Here is a 16,440-nt window from a genome sequence, read left to right as displayed (position 1 = left end):
TCCTGAAATTCGACCAGCGGCAGCGGGATGCCGCCGAAGCGGCATCCGGCCGGATCGCCGAGACTTGTCAGCCGCCGAACAGTTCCGAGAACTTCGCCTTGTCGGCGTCGGTCTTGGCGACGATTGCCTTGGTGTCGAACGACATCACCTTGACCTTGACGCCTTCCGGCAGCCATTCGGGCCGGCCGACCGAGGCCCGTGCCGGCAGGTAGCCCATGGAAAGCGCCAGCTTCTGGCCTTCGTCGGAGAGAATGAAGTCGACGAACTTCTTGGCGCCGTCGACATTCTTGGCCGTCTTCATGATCGCGACCGGTTCGGTCACGGCCGGCACGCCTTCCGAGGGGAACACGAATTCTACCGGCGAGCCCTTCTTCTTGGCGTTCATCGCCATGAAGTCGACGAGGATGCCATAGGGCTTCTCGCCTGATGCCACGGACTTCAGCACCGCGCCATTGCCGCGCACGCTGACGGTGTTGTTGGCCTTCAGCTTCTGGAAGAAGTCCCAGCCGTAATCGGCGTCGCCGACGAAGCCCGAAAGCAGGTAGGCGGCGGCACCTGAATAGAGCGGGCTCGGCATGACGAGGCCGTCGGCATAGGCCGGCTTGGCGAGGTCGGCCCAATGCTCGGGCTTTTGCGCCGCCGCGGTGTTGTAGACGATGCCGGTGGTGATCAGCTTGCTGCCGAAATAGGTCTTGTCGGCGTCGTAAGCATCCGGCTCGATGCCGTCGAGCTTTGCCTCGGGATAAGGCAGCAGCCGGCCGTCCTTCTTCAACAGCTCCATCGAGACCGCATCGGCGATCAACAGCACGTCGGCCTGCGGGCTGCCGGCGGCGAATTCGGCCGCCATCTTGGTGAGGATGTCGCTTGTTCCGGAACGATAGATTGCCACGTCGATGCCGGGCTGCGCCTTCTTGAAGGCCTCCACGGTCTTGGCCGCATCGGCTTCCGGCTGGGATGTGTAGAGCGTCAGCGTTTCGGCACTTGCCATGCCGGCAAACAAAGTTGCCGCGAGCGCCAGCTGGCTGCCCAACAGTTTGATGAATAGCGTCTTCATGAGACCTCCTGTCCTGTCTGTGCACGACCGGTCCGGCCCCCGGCCGGTTCCCTGTCTCTTCCTCCCTGCACGGCGCATATGACTGGTGGATGACACAGCGCGTGAGATATACAAAATATGTTCATATGTTCGATGTCAATTACAAATGAACAAAACTATGCAACAATCGACACGCCGGACATCCGGCGCCAGTTGACACGCGGCCGGCCTTTCTCCGAAGAGGCGATGCGGGGCCAAGGCTCATGAGGACGAAAAGCGATGCCTATGGAAAAAACCAGACCGGCCCGCTCCGGATTGCCGATGGTGTCGTCGGATCTCAACGTCAAGACGGCGTGGCTCTATTATGTGGAGGGCTTCACGCAGGAGCAGATCGCCGAGAAGCTTGATGTCTCCAGGGTGAAGGTCATGCGCACGCTGGCCGCGTGCACGGCCGAGGGCATCGTCGTCACCATGATCAACGCGCCGACCGCCGAACAGGTGGCGCTCGAACGTGCACTCGAGAAGCGCTGGGGCCTCGACGCCGCCGTCGTCATCCCGACGCCTTCGGCGCAAGAGCACCTGGAGAAGGCGATCGGCCACGCCGTGGCGGCCTATCTCGGCGAGCAGATGCAGGACGGCATGACGCTGGCGATCGGCGGCGGCGCGACGCTGCATGCCAGCCTCGGCTTTCTCGCCCGCCGACAGCTGAAGCACGCCTCGGTCGTGGCGCTCGTGGGCAGCCTGCCGCATTCGCAGTGGATCAATCCGTCGATCGTCGCCGCCAAGGTCGCTGACGTCTTCGAGGTCGACAGCTATCAGATCACCGCGCCGGTGACGGTCGACGACCCCTCGCTGCGTGACCTGCTATGGGCGCAGCCGACGCTGCAGGACGTGCGCCGGCGCGCTGCCGCCGCCGACATCGCGCTGCTCACCGTCGGCGACATGTCGCCGGACGCCACCATCTTCCGTCACGGCATCGTGCCGTCGTCGCTCATCGCGTCGCTGAAGGCAAAGGGCGCCGTCGCCAACATGCTGTGCTATTTCGTCGATGCCTCAGGCAGGCTGGTCGACCACGAAGTCAACGGCCGCGTCATGGCCATCGATCTCGACGTAGTCGGCCAGGTGCCGAATGTCGTGCTGGCCGCGGGCGGCAAGCGCAAGGTTGCCTCGATCCTGGCCGCGCTGAAGGCCGTCAGCACCAATGTGCTGATCACCGACAGCGATACGGCGACGGCGCTGCTGGCAAAGGCTGGCTGAGGCTGCTTTCAGTGCCGCTCAGATAAGGCCGCGTTCGCGCAAGAAATCCTCGACGCCGACATGGGTCATGGATTCGAATTCGGCGATCGCCTCGGCCACCCGTCTGCGCTGGGCCGCCAGCAGCGTGAACACCTGCTTCATCTCGCCGGAAACGCCGAAGCGGCCCCAGCGCTCCGCGATATGGGCAGGCAGGCCGATGTCGGCGCAGAACGCATCCAGGCTCTCATAGCCGAGATTCGAGACGAGTTGCTTGGTTTCGTCCGCCGACATACGCGGCTCGAAAGCGTGATCGTGCAGGCGCTGCGCCACCAGCTTGATGTCGGACGGAGACGCGCCCATCACCTTGCCGAACAGGGTCTTGACGTCGGATGGATCGAATGCGGGCATGCGGACCTCCCTTGATCACAGTCCACTTGAAACATGGGCGAAGGGTTCGCGCCTGACAAGTCGATTCTGTGGTGAGCCGGCGCATCATTCGACGCCGGTTCACATCAACGTGACCTACACCAGCATGCCCATCGGGTTCTCGATCAGCTTCTTGAAGGCGACCAGCAGTTCAGCGCCGAGCGCTCCGTCCACGGCGCGGTGGTCGGTCGACAGCGTCACCGACATCATGGTGGCGATTTTGATCTCGCCGTTCTTGACCACCGCCCGCTCCTCGCCGGCGCCCACCGCCAGGATCGTCGCATGCGGCGGGTTGATGACGGCGGCGAAATCCTTGATGCCGAACATGCCAAGGTTCGACACCGCCGTGGTGCCGCCCTGATACTCCTCCGGCTTCAGCTTGCGGCTGCGCGCGCGGCTGGCCAGGTCCTTCATCTCGTTGGAGATCACCGACAGCGTCTTTTCATCCGCCTTGCGGATGATCGGCGTGATCAGGCCGCCGGGGATCGACACGGCGACGCCGACATCGGCATGCCTGTGCTTGACCATGGCGCTCTCGGTCCACGAGGCATTGGCATCCGGCACCGCCTTGAGGGCCATGGCCATCGCCTTGATCACCATCTCGTTGACCGACAGCTTGTAGGCGGGCGCCTCGCCCTTGTCGGTCTTCTTTACCGGTGCGGCCGCATTGAGCTGCGTGCGCAGCGACAGCAGCGCATCGAGTTCGCAGTCGAGCGTCAGGTAGAAATGCGGGATGGTGGTCTTGGCCTCGACCAGCCGGCGCGCAATGGTCTTGCGCATGTTGTCGTGCGGGACGAGTTCATAGGAGCCTTCCTCGAACAGCTTCAGCACCTGATCGTCCGACATCGCCTTTACCGGCGCGGGAGCCGATGCGATAGCGGCGGGAGCTTCAGGAGCCACCGCTGGGGCTTCCTTGGCGCCCCCCTTAGCGATCGCCGCGTCAATATCCACCTTGACCACGCGGCCATGCGGGCCGGTGCCGGCAATACTGGCGAGGACGAGGCCGGCTTCACGCGCCAGGCGCCGGGCTAACGGCGTTGCGCGCGCAACAGATGGCGATTGGCCGATCTCCCCCCTTGTGGGGGAAATGGCCGGCAGGCCAGAGGGGGGCGCCTCGCGCTGAGAGGACGGCGGGACAGCGCCCCCCTCTGTCGGCTTCGCCGACATCTCCCCCACGGGTGGGGAGATTGGCGCCTTGTCCTGCTTGGCCCCATAGCTTTCATCATCGGCATAGATCCACGCAACCGGCGCGCCGACGGGGATATCGACGCCCTCCTTGCCGGAGACATCGCGCAGGATGCCGCTGGCCGGCGCATCGATTTCCATCGCCGCCTTGTCGGTCTCGATCTCGAACAGCACGTCGCCCTTCTTGACCTGCTGGCCCTCGATGGCAAACCATCGCGAAATCTGTCCGGTCGCCATGTCCATGTCGACCTTGGGGAGAATGACTTCGGTCGGCATCTCTCAGCGGACCCCTCTCACGAGGTCGCGCGCGGCGGTAATGATGTCGGGAACCTGCGGCACCGTCGCTTTCTCCAGCTCCGGATTGTAGGGGATCGGCGTCTCGGCGCCGCCCAGCCGCACGATCGGCGCGTCGAGATAGTCGAACGCGTCGCTCTCGGCGATCATCGCGCTGACTTCGGCACCGATGCCGAGCGTCTTGACCGCTTCATAGACGCACATCAGCCGCGACGTTTTCTTGACGCTGTCGATGACGGTCTGCTTGTCCATCGGGCGGATCGTCCTGAGGTCGACGACTTCGACGTCGATGCCTTCCGCCTCCAGCGAGGCCGCGGCGTCGAGCGCCTTCTGCACCATGATCGAGGTGGCGACGATGGTGAGATCGCGCCCCTCGCGGCGGATATCGGCCTTGCCGATCGGCACCGTGTAGTAGCCTTCCGGAACCGGGCCCTTCATCTTGTAGAGCAGCTTGTGTTCGAAGATCATCACCGGATCGGGATCGGCGACGGCAGCCAAAAGCATGCCCTTGGCATCGTGCGGCGTCGCCGGCTGGATGACCTTCAGGCCCGGCACATGGCCAAGCCAGGCCTCCAGGCTCTGGCTGTGCTGCGCGGCGGCACCGGTGCCTGAACCGGCAGGAAAGCGCATCACGACGGGCACCGAAACCTCGCCGCCCAGCATGAAGCGCATCTTGGCCGCCTGGTTGACGATCTGCTCCATGGCGAGCGTGGCAAAATCGGAGAACTGGAACTCGAAGATCGGCCGCATCCCGGTGAGGGCCGCACCCACCGCGACGCCCGCGCCGCCCAGTTCCGAGATCGGCGTGTCCATCACCCGGTCCGCGCCGTAGCGCTCGACCAGATCGCCGGTCACCTGGAAGGCGCCGCCATAGACGCCGATATCCTCGCCCATCAGGAAGACGCGTTCGTCCATGTCCATGGCGATCGCCATGGCTTCCTGGATCGCTTGGGCGTAGCTCAGTTCACGCACCATCGCGTCCATCACGCCTGCTCCGTATATACGTAATTTCCGGTCTCGCTGACATCAGGCGACGGGCTCGCCTTGGCGAACTCGATGCCGTCGGCGATTTCCTTGGCCACCGCGTCACGAATGGCCTCGATGCCCTTGTCGTCGATGAAGCCGAAGTCGCGCAGTTCGCTTTCAAACAGGGTGATCGGATCGCGGTTCGACATCCAATCCTCGATCTCCTCCTTGGTGCGATAGCGGTTGCGGTCGCTCTTGGAATGGCCGCGATGGCGGTAGGTCTTGGACTCGATCAGCGTCGGCCCCTCGCCCGCGCGGGCGCGCTCGACGGCTCTGTAGGACGCCTCGGCCACCTCCGAAAAAATGTTGCCGTTGACGATGACGCCGGGCATCGAATAGGCGGCGGCGCGCTCGGCAATGTTCTTGACCGCGGTCGAGCGGGCCGTCGACGTCGACATGCCGTAGCCATTGTTCTCGCACACGAAAATCACCGGCAGCTTCCAGATCGCCGCCATGTTGAGCGCCTCGTGGAAAGCGCCCTCATTGTTGGCACCGTCGCCGAAGAAGGAGACCACCACCTTGCCGGTCTTCATCATCTTGGAGGAGAGCGCCGCCCCGACGGCGATGGGAATGCCGCCGCCGACAATGCCATTGGCGCCGAGATTGCCCTTGGCGACGTCGGCGATGTGCATCGAGCCGCCGCGGCCCTTGCAGTAGCCGGTGGTCTTGCCGAAGAACTCGGCGAACATGCGCTTGACCTCGGCGCCCTTGGCGATGCAGTGACCGTGGCCGCGATGCGTCGAGGTGATCTGGTCATCCTCGCCGAGCGGCATGCAGATGCCCATGGCGCTGGCTTCCTGGCCGATCGACAGATGCATGGTGCCGTGGATGAGGCCGCGCGTGTAGCTCTCCTCCGCGCCCTCTTCGAAGCGGCGGATGAGGTACATCTTGTAGAGCACCTCTCTGAGCTGCTCGGCGCTGTACTGGCGATAGACGAAGGGCAGGTTGGCGCGGCTGTCCGCGACGGCTTTGCTGGCTGCGGCCATGATCACGCCTCCACGGTTCCGTAGACGAGCTTGTCCTGGCGCGCGCGCAGTTCGGCGATCTTGGAACCCGGGGCCGGGGCGGCATTGGCGTAGGTGATGAGCTCGCCCTTCTTGATCGGCGCCGTCACCGAACCGCCCTGCAGCAGGCCACAGGGAATAGCCCTGGCGGCATGCGCTTCCGGCGCCGTCATGATCCAGGCACGGTAGCAATATTCGCCGATCGCATCGAGCTTCTCGCCCGGCTTCATGTCCTTCTTGGCCACGGCTGCGACTTCGGCCACCGGCTTTGCCAGCGGCACCATGTCGGCCTTGCCGTAGAGTACGACGCGGGCGCAGGTCAGCGGCACTTCGAGCGAGGTCAGATGGTAGGGCCGATGGAAGGTGAAGTACGGCCCCTTGCCCATCTTCAAGTCTTCCATGCGCTCCGAAATGCGCGGATGCGACATGTCGGCGACGACGAACACGCCGGGCGCGACACCCTTGCCGATCGAATAGTCGACGACGCCGACCTTCGACAGCACGCCGCCGTCCTTCTGCGGCACCAGCACCTTGGACAATTCGCCGAGCGTCGCCGCCGGACCGTGCATGCCGGCCTTGTCGGGCACCAGCCCGGTGGCGTTGGCGATCGCCGCCATCTCGACCATGGTCTTGGAGCCGTCGACGAACTCGACCAGCATGCGCACATTCATGTGCCGGCGCTGGGCCTCTTCCTCATAGTCGGGCGGCGTGGCATCGATGTTGAGCGGATTGTTCTTGCCCTTGCCGGCGGCGACGATCGGATGGCCCATCGCCGAGACGAACTCGATCAGCTCCATGCAGGAGGACGGTTCGTCGCCGGCGCCCAGCGAATAGGTGACGCCGAGCCGGTCGGCCTCGCTCTTGAGATAAGCGCCGATGGTGACGTCGGCCTCGACATTCATCATCACCAGGTGCTTGCCGTGCTCCATCGCGCGCAAGCCGATCTCGGCGCCGACGGCGGGAACGCCGGTGGCGTCGATGACGACGTCGATCAGGTCATTGTTGATGACCAGGCTGGCATCGTTGGTGACCGCCACCTTGCCGGCCTCCATGGCGGCCGTCATCGCCGAGGCGGTCGACACCTCGCGCGCATGCCCGGTTTCCTGGAAGGCGATATCCACGGCCTTGCTGGCCGCCGGCAGGTTCAGCTCGGAAATGGCGCCGATCTCGATGCCGGACATATGGGCGACACGGGTGACGATGTCGGTTCCCATCTCGCCCGAACCGATCAGGCCGATGCGGATCGGCTTGCCCGACTTGGCCCGCACCTCGAGATCACGGGCAAGGCCCGTCAACGAAACATTGGAAGCCATATCGCTCATTCCTCCCGTAATGCTGCAATTCAATCACCTGACGGGTATTGAACATCTGTATTTCTGTCAAGACTAATGTCCAGATTCGTAGCGCTTTTGCAGCACTTCCCAGCATCGCCGGCGAGGTGGGAAAGCCAGCAAATCGGACAATCAAACGGCTCGCGACGGTTCGACGCATTCGGGCCCGGAAAAGTTCGGGCTCAAGACGCGCTTACGAGTCCGGCGCCGAGGCGCTGGGCGTGTGACGGGAGAACGGGCGTTCGCCTGGCTAAGTGCCAGCCAACCGGGAAATCGTGAAATGGATGATCACCTCATCCGCGTCGACGAAGATCACGGCGTAGGCGGCGGTTCGCGGCCGAGACTCCAGCTTTCCGAGAAATCGAGCGCAGCGTGCTGACCGGAATGCCGCGCCAGTTGCCGGCGATCAGCCGGTGGACATGTCCGATGAAGATGTGATTGCCATGGCGTTGGAGCAGCTCTTGAAGGGCATCGGCGTCGGTCAGCCTGACCTCGTCGAGCACCGGCATGGGGATGCCGAACGGCGGGTGGTGCATAAACAGGAGGACCGACCGGTCCTGTGCCACTTGCAACCGCTTGCCGGCTCCCGAAGGCATTAGCCGGAAACAGGATGCCTCGCCTGGGCTTTATTGTGCCGTCCAGCCGCCGTCCATCGGCAAGGTCGCGCCAGTGATCTGCCTGGCTGAATCCGAGCACAGGAACAGCGCCAGGGCGGCAAGGTCCTCGACGGCGACGAATTCCTTTGTCGGCTGTGCGGCCAGAAGCACATCGCGCTTGACCTGTTCCTCGGTCATGCCGCGCGCCTTCATCGTGTCGGGGATCTGCTTCTCGACCAGCGGCGTCCAGACATAGCCGGGCGCGATCGCGTTGACGGTGATGCCCTCCTGCGCCACTTCCAGCGCCACCGTCTTGGTCAGGCCTGATATGCCGTGCTTGGCCGAGACATAGGCGGATTTGAACGGCGAGGCGACGAGCGCATGCGCCGAAGCCGTGTTGATGATGCGGCCCCATTTGCGGCTCTTCATGCCGGGCAGCGCCGCCTTGATCGCGTAGAAGGCCGACACCAGGTTGACGCGGATGATCGCTTCCCATTTATCGTCGGGGAATTCCTCGATCGGCGCGACATGCTGGATGCCGGCATTGTTGACCAGGATATCGAGGCTGCCGAACGCCGCCTCGGCCTCATGCACCATGGCGCTGACCGCCGCGCCGTCCATCATGTTGGCGTCGGAGTAGCGGCATTTGACACCGAAATCCTTCTCGATGCCGGCGCGCTCCTGCTCGATCGTCGTGGCGTCGCCCAGGCCGTTGATGGTGAGATTGGCGCCTTCAGCGGCGAAGGCGCGGGCGATAGCCAGGCCGATGCCACTGGTCGAGCCGGTGACGAGCGCATTCTTCGAAGACAGGGAACCCATGGGTGATCTCGCGATGGTGGGAGGGAACACGAAAGATAGAACGCGTTCTTGTGCACCGCAACATGACGATGCCACAGCCATATATCCGCGCATGCCCGAACCGACCGGCTTCGGCGACTACACCGAGACCGGCCAGGTCATTCCGGTGCGCTGCAAGGCCAGCATGGCGGCTATGTCCACTCGATGTACCTCGACGACGCGCCAATCGCCGGCGGGAGCGCGGTTTTTCCTCCGGAATTGCGTAGACACCGAACCGCCCTGATGGTCCGTCAGGGTCGCTTGGCCCGGGCAGGGCCGACATCGGACGATCCGGCGATTTCCAGCAGCGACGACACCAGCAATTGCCGCTCGTCTGGGGAAAGCACATCCGCGTCGAACAGGTTCATGCTGCGCAGGCCTTCGATGGCGAGATAGCAGACCAGCAGCGACTTGAGATCCGGCGTCTCGCTCTTCAGTCGCTGGAAGAGTTGTCGTTTGAAGGTCTTTATCGGCGACATGAAGTCCGGATCCTCGGCGATCGCCGAAAATATCCACGACGCCGATGGCTGCTTGTCCTCGCAATCCTTGGCCGAAAGCCTGATGTAGACGGCGAGCGGATTTGCGCCATTGTCGTTGCTGCTGGCGGTCTCCAGCGCCTGCTCGAATTCGCGCAGATAGCCTTCGACCAGGCCCTGCATCAATTTGGCCTTGGTCGGGAAATTGTAGAGCAGTCCGCCCTTCGATACGCCGGCGCGGCTGGCGACGGCATCCAGGGACAGGCTACCGGGGCCGGATTCCCGTGCGACGTCCGCCGCCGCAGCGAGAATCCTCTCGCGCGAGTTCGTTCGTTGGGCTTTCATGGCGCCTCCCATCGCAAGCTTAGGCCCAATTGACAAGACCGTCCAGACGGTACAGTAAGACCGCGGTCATTTGAAATCGGGGCCCGCAGTCGATATGTGTCCCGATATCCGCGCTTCGCGCCGGATTTCGACTGAGGGGACTTCCTTGTTCAAGCGCATACTCCGTTTCGTTATCATCATTCTTGTGTTGGCCGTGCTCGTCATTGTGGTCGGCGGCATCGTCGGGTTCAATTTCCTGCGTGACAACGGCATCAAGCAATATTTCGCCACGATGAAGCCGCCAGCGGCAACCGTGTCGACAACCATCGTCAAGCCGTCGAACTGGACGCCGGGCATCGAGGCAATCGGCACGGTCCGCGCCGTGCGCGGTGTCGACCTGACGGTCGAGACCGCCGGCATCGTCAAGGAGATCCCCTTCCATGCCAACGAGAAAGTGGCGGCCAATGCGGTGCTGCTGCAACTCGACGACGCCGTAGAGCGCGCCGATCTCGCGGCACAGAAGGCGCAGGCGGCGCTCGATCAGACATCGCTGACCCGCGCACTCGAACTGACCAAGCGCGGTGTCGGCTCGGACTCGACCCTGGACACCGCACGTGCCGCCGCGTCCGCTTCGGCGTCCCAGGTCAACAGGCTTCAGGCGGTGCTCGACCAGAAGCAGCTGACGGCGCCCTTCGCCGGCACCGTCGGCATCCCGAAGATCGATCTCGGCCAATATCTGGCGCCCGGCACCGCCGTGGTGACGCTGCAGGACCTCGACACGATGCGGGTCGACTTCACGGTCCCCGAACAGCAACTGCCGCTGCTCAAGATCGGGCAGACGGTTCGGCTGGGCCTCAGCGGCGGCGACATGCCTTTTGCCGGGGCCATTCGCGGTATCGATCCCAAGATCGACCCGTCCAGCCGGCTGGTGAACATCCGGGCGGAAGTCGCCAACCCCGAAGGCAAGCTGACCCCCGGCCAGTTCGTGCAAGTGCGTGTCGAATTGCCCCAGGAGCAGAATGTGCTGGCGCTGCCGCAGACGGCGCTGACCACCAGCCTCTATGGCGACTACATATTCGTGGTGCACCCGGCAAAGCCCGCCGAGGCGCAGCCGACCAATGAGACAAAGCCCGCCGCCGCCGCGGCGACCGACAAGCCGGCGGACGCCAAGCCCGCGGCCGATGCCAAACCGGCCGAAGCCGCGAAGCCTGCCGCCGATGCGGCAAAACCGGCGGACAAAACGGCCGCGGATCAGGCCAAGCCGGCCGCGGGCGAGCAACCTGCCCTGGTCCTGTCGCAGGTATTCGTCAAACCCGGCCGCCGCAACGAGGGCATGGTCGAGATCGTCGAGGGCCTCAAGGCGGGCGATGAGGTTGTCACGGCAGGTCAGAATCGCCTGTTCAACGGCATGTCCGTCAACGTCGACAACACCATCGACCCAACCAAATCGGCGAACAAGCAGGCCGACCAGCAATGAGCGTTTCCGATCTCTTCATTCGCCGGCCCGTCCTCTCCACGGTCCTTGCATGCATGATCCTGCTCCTGGGCTTCCAGGGCATATTCAGCCTGTCGATCCGCCAGTATCCAAAGGTTGACGAAACCGCGATCACCATCACGACGGCCTATCCGGGCGCCAGCGCCGACCTGATCCAGGGCTTCATTTCCGCTCCGATCGCGCGCGCCGTCGCCTCGACCGAGAACATCGATTACGTCACGTCGTCGAGCCGCCCGTCCTCGAGCACGGTGACGGTGCAGATGAAGCTCGGCTCCAACCCGGACGTCGCGCTGACCGAGGTGCTGTCCAAGGTCCAGGGCGTGCGCGGCACCTTGCCGGACGCCTCCAAGGATCCCGTCATCGTCAAGGGCACGGGCCAGCAGTTCGCGATGATGTACATCTCGATGCAGAACCCCAACATGACCAAGGAGCAGCTGACCGAGTATATCGAGCGCGTCATCAGGCCCCGCATGTCGACGGTCGAAGGCGTGGCCGATGTGCAGATCTTCGGCGCCCAGGAATATTCGATGCGCGTCTGGATCGATCCGGTCAGGCTCGCCGCCCGCGGCGTGACGGCATCGGAGGTGCTGACGGCGATCAACAACTCCAACTTCCTGTCGGCGCCCGGCAACACCGAGAACGAATATGTCGTCTCCTCGATCACCGTGCGCTCGACGCTGCAGACCCCTGAAGCCTTCGCCGAGCTGCCGCTGCGCTCGACCGACGGCAATGTGGTACGGCTGCGCGATGTCGCTCGCGTCGAACTCGGCGCCGAGAACACCGACACCAGGGTCTCCTTCAACGGCAAGCCAGGCACCTTCCTCGCCATCTTCCCGACCCCGGCTGCCAATCCTTTGACCACGGCGGCGGCGCTCACCAGGTTGGTGCCTCAAATCCAGGAGACGTTGCCGAAAGGCATGACGATCGAGATCGTCTACGACGCGACCGGGCAGATCAGCGCCTCGATCGACGAAGTGTTCAAGACCATCGGCGAGGCTGTTGCCATCGTCGTCGTCGTTATCCTTCTGTTCCTGGGCTCTTTCCGTTCAGTGATGATGCCCATCGTCACCATCCCGCTGTCACTGATCGGCGTCTGTTTCCTGTTGTTCGCGGTGGGCTATTCGATCAACCTGCTGTCGCTGCTCGCCATGGTTCTGGCGATCGGCCTCGTCGTCGACGACGCCATCGTGGTGGTGGAAAATATCCACCGCCACATGGAAGAGGACCACATGTCGCCGATGCAGGCGGCCTTCAACGGCATGCGCGAGATCGCCACCGCCATCGTTGCCATGACCATGACGCTGGCCGCGGTGTTCGCGCCATTGGCCTTCACCGGCGGCCTGACCGGCGCGCTGTTCCGCGAATTCGCGGTCACGCTCGCCGGCTCGGTGGTGCTGTCGGGCGTGATCGCCATCACCATCACGCCAATGATGTCGGCGCGCCTGCTGAAGTCCGGCACGCCAGGCCGTTTCCAGCGCATTGTCGACGGCACTTTCGCGCGAGTCGAGCACGTCTATGAGCGGGCCGTCACCGGGTCGCTCAACTATCGCCCGCTGACGCTGATCATCGTGCTGGCGCTTGTCGGGGTGACCGGCTTCATGTTCACCAAGACCTCAACCGAACTGGCGCCGGAAGAAGACCAGGGCTTCCTGCTCTCGCTTGTAACGGCGCCGCGTTACGCGACATCCGATTACACGGAGACTTACGTCAACCAGATGCTCGGTCTGGTGAAGGATATTCCCGAAACGCGGGCGCAGTTCTCGGCCGTCGCGTTCGGCGGCACGACGAACAGTGCGTTCGTCGGTTTCGCCTTCAAGGACTGGGCGGAGCGCAAGCGCAACTCGAAGGAGCTGCAGGCCGACATCACAGCCCGTCTCGCCAAGGTGGCGGGCGTCCAGGCCTTCGTCTTTGCGCCGCCGACGCTGCCGGGCTCCGGCGGCGGCCTGCCCATCGCCATGGTCGTGCGATCGACCGGCGACTCCTCGGAAGTGTACGACGTGGCCGAGAAGATCAAGAACAAGGCACAGGCTTCCGGCCGCTTCATCGTCGTGCAGAATTCGATGGCCTACGATGCGCCGCAGGTGACGGTGACCATCGACCGCGACCGCGCCGCGGCGCTGAACCTGCCGATCGCCGATATCGGCCGGACGCTGACGCTGCTGGTCGGCGGCGCCGAAGTGGCGCAGTTCGACCGCGACTCCAACAGCTACGACATCATCCCGCAAGTGCCGAAAGAATTCCGCGACAATCCCGAAAAACTCGGCGAGTATTTCGTGCGCAGCGTAACAGGCGAGATGGTGCCGCTGTCGGCGGTGGTGAAGATCTCGACCAATGCGTCGCCGGCCGCGATCGAGCAGTTCAACCAGCTGAATTCGTCGACGATCTCGGCGCTGCCGCTGCCCGGCGTCACCACCGGCGACGGATTGAAAGTCCTCGAGGACATTGCCAGGGAGAACCTGCCCGACACCTTCTTCATCGACTATTCGGGCCAGTCCAGGCAGGAGAAGGAACAGGGCAATACGATCCTGATCGCTTTCGGGGCGGCCGTCATCGTCATCTATCTGGTGCTGGCGGCGCAGTTCGAAAGCTTCCGTGATCCGCTGATCATCATGATGGCGGTGCCGCTGTCGATCTTCGGCGCCATCGTGCCGCTCAATCTGGGCCTCGGCACCCTCAACATCTACACGCAGGTCGGACTGATCACTTTGATCGGCCTGATCACAAAGCACGGCATCCTGCTGGTCGAGTTCGCCAACCAGCAGCGCGAGATCCACGGTATGCGGCGGCGCGACGCCATCATCGCTTCGGCCAAGGTGAGGCTGCGGCCGATCCTGATGACGACGGCGGCGATGGCGCTTGGCGTGGTGCCGCTGATCACGTCCAGCGGCGCCGGCGCGGCTGCCCGCTATTCGATGGGCCTGGTCATTTTCACCGGCATCCTGGTCGGCACCATGTTCACGCTCTTCGTCGTGCCCATGTTCTATACCTTCATTGCCAGCAAGGATCTGCCCGAGGTGGCAGAGAAGCCGGATCCCAAACTGATGCCGGCATTGCCGAGCTAATGGAAACGGCATTGCCGAACGAACAAAAACTAACAAAAAAGAGGCCGGAACACCCCGGCCTCTTTTTTTGGCTGTGCTCTACTGCCGCGAAAAGATGTTCCGGCGGGAGCCCTGAACGGATATGGCTGCTGTGCCGACCCGTTGCCAGCCTGCTACTTGACGATGACGATGCTGGTGTTGGCCGGCCCGAAGGTCTCGACGAGCTGGTAGAAATCGGCGGCATTGTCGGGATGCAGCCGCACGCAACCATGTGAGGCCGGCCGGCCAAGCCGCTTGATGGCATAAGTCGCATGCACCGCATAGCCGCCGCTGAAGAACACCGAATGCGGCATCGGCGCGTTGTCGTACTTCTTCGAATACCACATTTCATGCATGCGCGTCGGCTTGAACGAGCCGGTCGGCGTCACATGCGCCCTGTCACCGGTGGAAACCTTCCAGGCGAAGGCCGGGCGGCCGTCGACCGAGACTTCCATGACCTGTTGCGAAAGCGAGACGCGCGCCACGATCTTGTTGGCGGCATGCGCGGTACCCGTGCCGGCACCGAACAGAAGTGCCGCGCCCGTCAGGGCAGCGGCGGCGGTGATGTTGATGAGCTTGGCGGAAATAGCAGTATGCATGATGTCCCTCTCTCTGCCGGTCTGGCCGGCCCCAAATTCGATGAGCGGCTTATCCTTGCATCATGTTTCGGTGAGATTTCGTGAAATGCTCGTTTGTGTTTCGAATGTGTTTCCTCTGATTAACAGAACCTAAGTCAAAAAGGGCGGACATCGAAGCTGTCAGCTCGCACAGGACACGGCACATAGGTATTCAGCCCGAAACGAAAGTTCGAATTTCCCCAAGGTGAAAGATTGGGGCTCAATTTCGAAACTAATCTGCAACAAAGCGCTACTTCAGGCGGCATGAAGCGGATACAGGCCGCCGGCAGAGTTGACGTAACGAAAGCAGACGGCAACGACCACGGGAACGAAAACGAATATGTGGTCCTGATTTCTCGGGATCAGCATCGCAGCAGCAGCCATCAGCGGCGCCGGCACGGTTGCCCACGGTTCCATGGCCAGCCTCGCGGCGATGAGTTCGAGTGAGATCTCAACCCTGCATACCGTCCTGTTTTGTGCCACGGTCTGGATTGTTCCAGCCTGCGCATCGTCCGGCTCAAGGCCCACTGGCGGGTTGGCCTTCGGCTGCTGGCATTGCGCGGCCCCTCCGGCAACTTGCTGCTGAGAGGACCGAAGGCCCGCGCCGTGACGGGGGGCTCCGTAGACGGCGCGGGCACTTCGGGAGTTTCCTGAAGTACGCCGAAGCGACAAGTGCCCACCCAAGACGGGCGTTGGTCTTCGGAAAACAAGCCGCCGCAACATGAATTACTGGGGGATTGATGCAATGAAAACGAAACTTGCAGCTTCGGTGCTTTCGGCACTGCTCTACGCACAGGGCCTGCTCGGTTTTGCCGGGCTTGCCACCGTGCTCTTGAAAGAGCGCGCGCATGCAGGCGAGTTCGCGACAAGCGGCGACATGCCGTCGGGGCCATCGCTACTGGTGGTGCGCTGAGCCGCATGGCAATCGGGCCCAAGGTGAAAAACCGTTCTGGGAAATCCGATGCTCAGCCAGGGGAATGACGTGAGCGCCGGGCCGTCAATCGGCGAATTGCGCCGGCGGATCGAAACGGTAGCCGGCGCCGCGTATGGTGGTGATGGCTTCCGTATCGAGCTTGCGGCGCAGCCGCACGATGCGCGAATCGATGGAGCGGTCGAAGGCGTCGGCATTCTCGGCCGGCGCCGCCGCGATTATGTCGTCACGCGTCAGCACCTTGCGCGGACTGGCCAGGAACAGCCGAAGCAGCGCCACCTGGCCGGGCGAAAGCTGCTCCTCCGTGCCCGAGCGGTGCATGACGATGGCCGATTTCAAATCGACGGTCGCGTTCTCCAGCACGATCAGCTCCTGGGCGGCCCTGCCCCGCCGCGTCAGCAGGCCGCCGACGCGGGCGGCGAGTTCCCTGACATTGAGCGGACTTTCGATGACGTCGGCGGCACCGAGCTCGAGCGCAAGCACCTTGTCGACGAGATCGGCCGGCCGGCAGATCAGGATGAAATCCGGCCCGCCCTCGCCACCCCCGCC

16 protein-coding genes and 1 pseudogene are annotated in these 16,440 nt (G+C 63.5%); 5 read left to right on the top strand and 12 right to left on the bottom strand.

Annotation, left to right across the window (positions count from 1 at the left end; genetic code table 11):
- Positions 1–67 precede the first annotated feature (67 nt).
- Positions 68–1,054 carry an ABC transporter substrate-binding protein gene (locus LB551_RS29270; protein WP_224629612.1) on the bottom strand — a complete coding sequence of 329 codons (987 nt, stop codon included), beginning with the start codon at positions 1,052–1,054 and terminating at the stop codon, positions 68–70.
- A gap of 258 nt (positions 1,055–1,312) precedes the next feature.
- Here LB551_RS29270 and LB551_RS29265 point away from each other — a divergent pair, with 258 nt between their 5' ends.
- Positions 1,313–2,290: a sugar-binding transcriptional regulator gene (locus tag LB551_RS29265; protein WP_224661353.1), complete on the top strand. Its 978-nt coding sequence runs from the start codon at positions 1,313–1,315 to the stop codon at positions 2,288–2,290.
- Positions 2,291–2,308: 18 nt separating this feature from the next.
- Here LB551_RS29265 and LB551_RS29260 read toward each other — a convergent pair whose 3' ends face one another.
- The 7 genes from LB551_RS29260 to LB551_RS29230 form a co-directional block, all read right to left on the bottom strand.
- On the bottom strand, positions 2,309–2,677 hold the full coding sequence (locus LB551_RS29260; protein ID WP_224661352.1) for a hypothetical protein: 369 nt from the start codon (positions 2,675–2,677) through the stop codon (positions 2,309–2,311).
- 114 nt (positions 2,678–2,791) lie between these two features.
- Complete coding sequence (locus LB551_RS29255) at positions 2,792–4,156, bottom strand: pyruvate dehydrogenase complex dihydrolipoamide acetyltransferase (RefSeq protein ID WP_224661351.1); 1,365 nt, start codon at positions 4,154–4,156, stop codon at positions 2,792–2,794.
- 3 nt (positions 4,157–4,159) lie between these two features.
- On the bottom strand, positions 4,160–5,158 hold the full coding sequence (locus LB551_RS29250) for an alpha-ketoacid dehydrogenase subunit beta (protein ID WP_224661350.1): 999 nt from the start codon (positions 5,156–5,158) through the stop codon (positions 4,160–4,162).
- Entirely contained in the window at positions 5,158–6,186 is a 1,029-nt protein-coding gene (locus LB551_RS29245) for a thiamine pyrophosphate-dependent dehydrogenase E1 component subunit alpha (protein ID WP_140554286.1), read from the bottom strand. The genes LB551_RS29250 and LB551_RS29245 overlap by 1 nt, the downstream gene beginning before the upstream one ends.
- Positions 6,187–6,188: 2 nt before the next feature.
- Positions 6,189–7,517, bottom strand: coding sequence for an NAD(P)H-dependent oxidoreductase (locus tag LB551_RS29240; RefSeq protein WP_224661349.1), 1,329 nt, complete (start codon positions 7,515–7,517; stop codon positions 6,189–6,191).
- Between the two features lie 311 nt (positions 7,518–7,828).
- The gene (locus tag LB551_RS29235; protein WP_224661348.1) at positions 7,829–8,044 is read right to left on the bottom strand and encodes a hypothetical protein; all 216 of its coding nucleotides are present in this window, start codon (positions 8,042–8,044) and stop codon (positions 7,829–7,831) included.
- A 117-nt stretch (positions 8,045–8,161) separates the two neighbouring features.
- Positions 8,162–8,950 (bottom strand): 3-hydroxybutyrate dehydrogenase, encoded by a 789-nt coding sequence (locus LB551_RS29230; RefSeq protein ID WP_224661347.1) that lies wholly within the window; start codon positions 8,948–8,950, stop codon positions 8,162–8,164.
- Between the two features lie 88 nt (positions 8,951–9,038).
- On the opposite strand from LB551_RS29230, the pseudogene LB551_RS29225 reads away from it, so the two are divergent.
- Positions 9,039–9,190 (top strand): annotated as a pseudogene (locus tag LB551_RS29225) (acetoacetate decarboxylase family protein); the annotation flags it as partial.
- A gap of 29 nt (positions 9,191–9,219) precedes the next feature.
- Here the strand turns inward: LB551_RS29225 and LB551_RS29220 are convergent.
- Positions 9,220–9,789: a TetR/AcrR family transcriptional regulator gene (locus LB551_RS29220; protein WP_224661346.1), complete on the bottom strand. Its 570-nt coding sequence runs from the start codon at positions 9,787–9,789 to the stop codon at positions 9,220–9,222.
- 145 nt (positions 9,790–9,934) lie between these two features.
- Here LB551_RS29220 and LB551_RS29215 point away from each other — a divergent pair, with 145 nt between their 5' ends.
- Both LB551_RS29215 and LB551_RS29210 read left to right on the top strand, forming a co-directional pair.
- Positions 9,935–11,245, top strand: a complete 1,311-nt coding sequence (locus tag LB551_RS29215) for an efflux RND transporter periplasmic adaptor subunit (protein WP_224661345.1) — start codon at positions 9,935–9,937, stop codon at positions 11,243–11,245.
- Positions 11,242–14,325, top strand: coding sequence for an efflux RND transporter permease subunit (locus LB551_RS29210; protein WP_140554279.1), 3,084 nt, complete (start codon positions 11,242–11,244; stop codon positions 14,323–14,325). Before LB551_RS29215 ends, LB551_RS29210 begins: the two co-directional genes overlap by 4 nt.
- A gap of 152 nt (positions 14,326–14,477) precedes the next feature.
- Here the strand turns inward: LB551_RS29210 and LB551_RS29205 are convergent, their stop codons facing one another.
- A complete protein-coding gene (locus LB551_RS29205; protein ID WP_140517911.1) occupies positions 14,478–14,942 on the bottom strand; it encodes a L,D-transpeptidase in 465 nt (154 codons plus the stop codon).
- A gap of 273 nt (positions 14,943–15,215) precedes the next feature.
- Positions 15,216–15,488, bottom strand: a complete 273-nt coding sequence (locus LB551_RS29200; protein WP_224661344.1) for a hypothetical protein — start codon at positions 15,486–15,488, stop codon at positions 15,216–15,218.
- A gap of 217 nt (positions 15,489–15,705) precedes the next feature.
- Between LB551_RS29200 and LB551_RS29195 the strand changes: the two genes are divergently transcribed.
- Positions 15,706–15,873 (top strand): hypothetical protein, encoded by a 168-nt coding sequence (locus tag LB551_RS29195; RefSeq protein WP_140554276.1) that lies wholly within the window; start codon positions 15,706–15,708, stop codon positions 15,871–15,873.
- Positions 15,874–15,957: 84 nt separating this feature from the next.
- On the opposite strand, the gene LB551_RS29190 is transcribed toward LB551_RS29195, so the two are convergent.
- The coding region (locus LB551_RS29190; protein ID WP_224661343.1) for a response regulator transcription factor at positions 15,958–16,440 on the bottom strand (483 nt) is incomplete at its 5' end.

It is taken from the genome of Mesorhizobium sp. BR1-1-2, from assembly GCF_020165435.1.
Lineage (GTDB): Bacteria > Pseudomonadota > Alphaproteobacteria > Rhizobiales > Rhizobiaceae > Mesorhizobium.
Note: the sequence above shows the minus strand (reverse complement) of the source record. Positions and strands in the feature narration are given on the sequence as shown.

Excerpts from the sequence above, each read along its gene's own strand:
- LB551_RS29255 (WP_224661351.1), bottom strand. The coding sequence starts at position 4,156 with ATGCCGACCGAAGTCATTCTCCCCAAGGTCGACATGGACATGGCGACC.
- LB551_RS29250 (WP_224661350.1), bottom strand. The coding sequence starts at position 5,158 with ATGGACGCGATGGTGCGTGAACTGAGCTACGCCCAAGCGATCCAGGAA.
- LB551_RS29210 (WP_140554279.1), top strand. The coding sequence starts at position 11,242 with ATGAGCGTTTCCGATCTCTTCATTCGCCGGCCCGTCCTCTCCACGGTC.
- LB551_RS29235 (WP_224661348.1), bottom strand. The coding sequence starts at position 8,044 with ATGCCGGTGCTCGACGAGGTCAGGCTGACCGACGCCGATGCCCTTCAA.
- LB551_RS29220 (WP_224661346.1), bottom strand. The coding sequence starts at position 9,789 with ATGAAAGCCCAACGAACGAACTCGCGCGAGAGGATTCTCGCTGCGGCG.
- LB551_RS29260 (WP_224661352.1), bottom strand. The coding sequence starts at position 2,677 with ATGCCCGCATTCGATCCATCCGACGTCAAGACCCTGTTCGGCAAGGTG.
- LB551_RS29265 (WP_224661353.1), top strand. The coding sequence starts at position 1,313 with ATGCCTATGGAAAAAACCAGACCGGCCCGCTCCGGATTGCCGATGGTG.
- LB551_RS29270 (WP_224629612.1), bottom strand. The coding sequence starts at position 1,054 with ATGAAGACGCTATTCATCAAACTGTTGGGCAGCCAGCTGGCGCTCGCG.
- LB551_RS29195 (WP_140554276.1), top strand. The coding sequence starts at position 15,706 with ATGAAAACGAAACTTGCAGCTTCGGTGCTTTCGGCACTGCTCTACGCA.
- LB551_RS29230 (WP_224661347.1), bottom strand. The coding sequence starts at position 8,950 with ATGGGTTCCCTGTCTTCGAAGAATGCGCTCGTCACCGGCTCGACCAGT.
- LB551_RS29245 (WP_140554286.1), bottom strand. The coding sequence starts at position 6,186 with ATGGCCGCAGCCAGCAAAGCCGTCGCGGACAGCCGCGCCAACCTGCCC.
- LB551_RS29205 (WP_140517911.1), bottom strand. The coding sequence starts at position 14,942 with ATGCATACTGCTATTTCCGCCAAGCTCATCAACATCACCGCCGCCGCT.
- LB551_RS29240 (WP_224661349.1), bottom strand. The coding sequence starts at position 7,517 with ATGGCTTCCAATGTTTCGTTGACGGGCCTTGCCCGTGATCTCGAGGTG.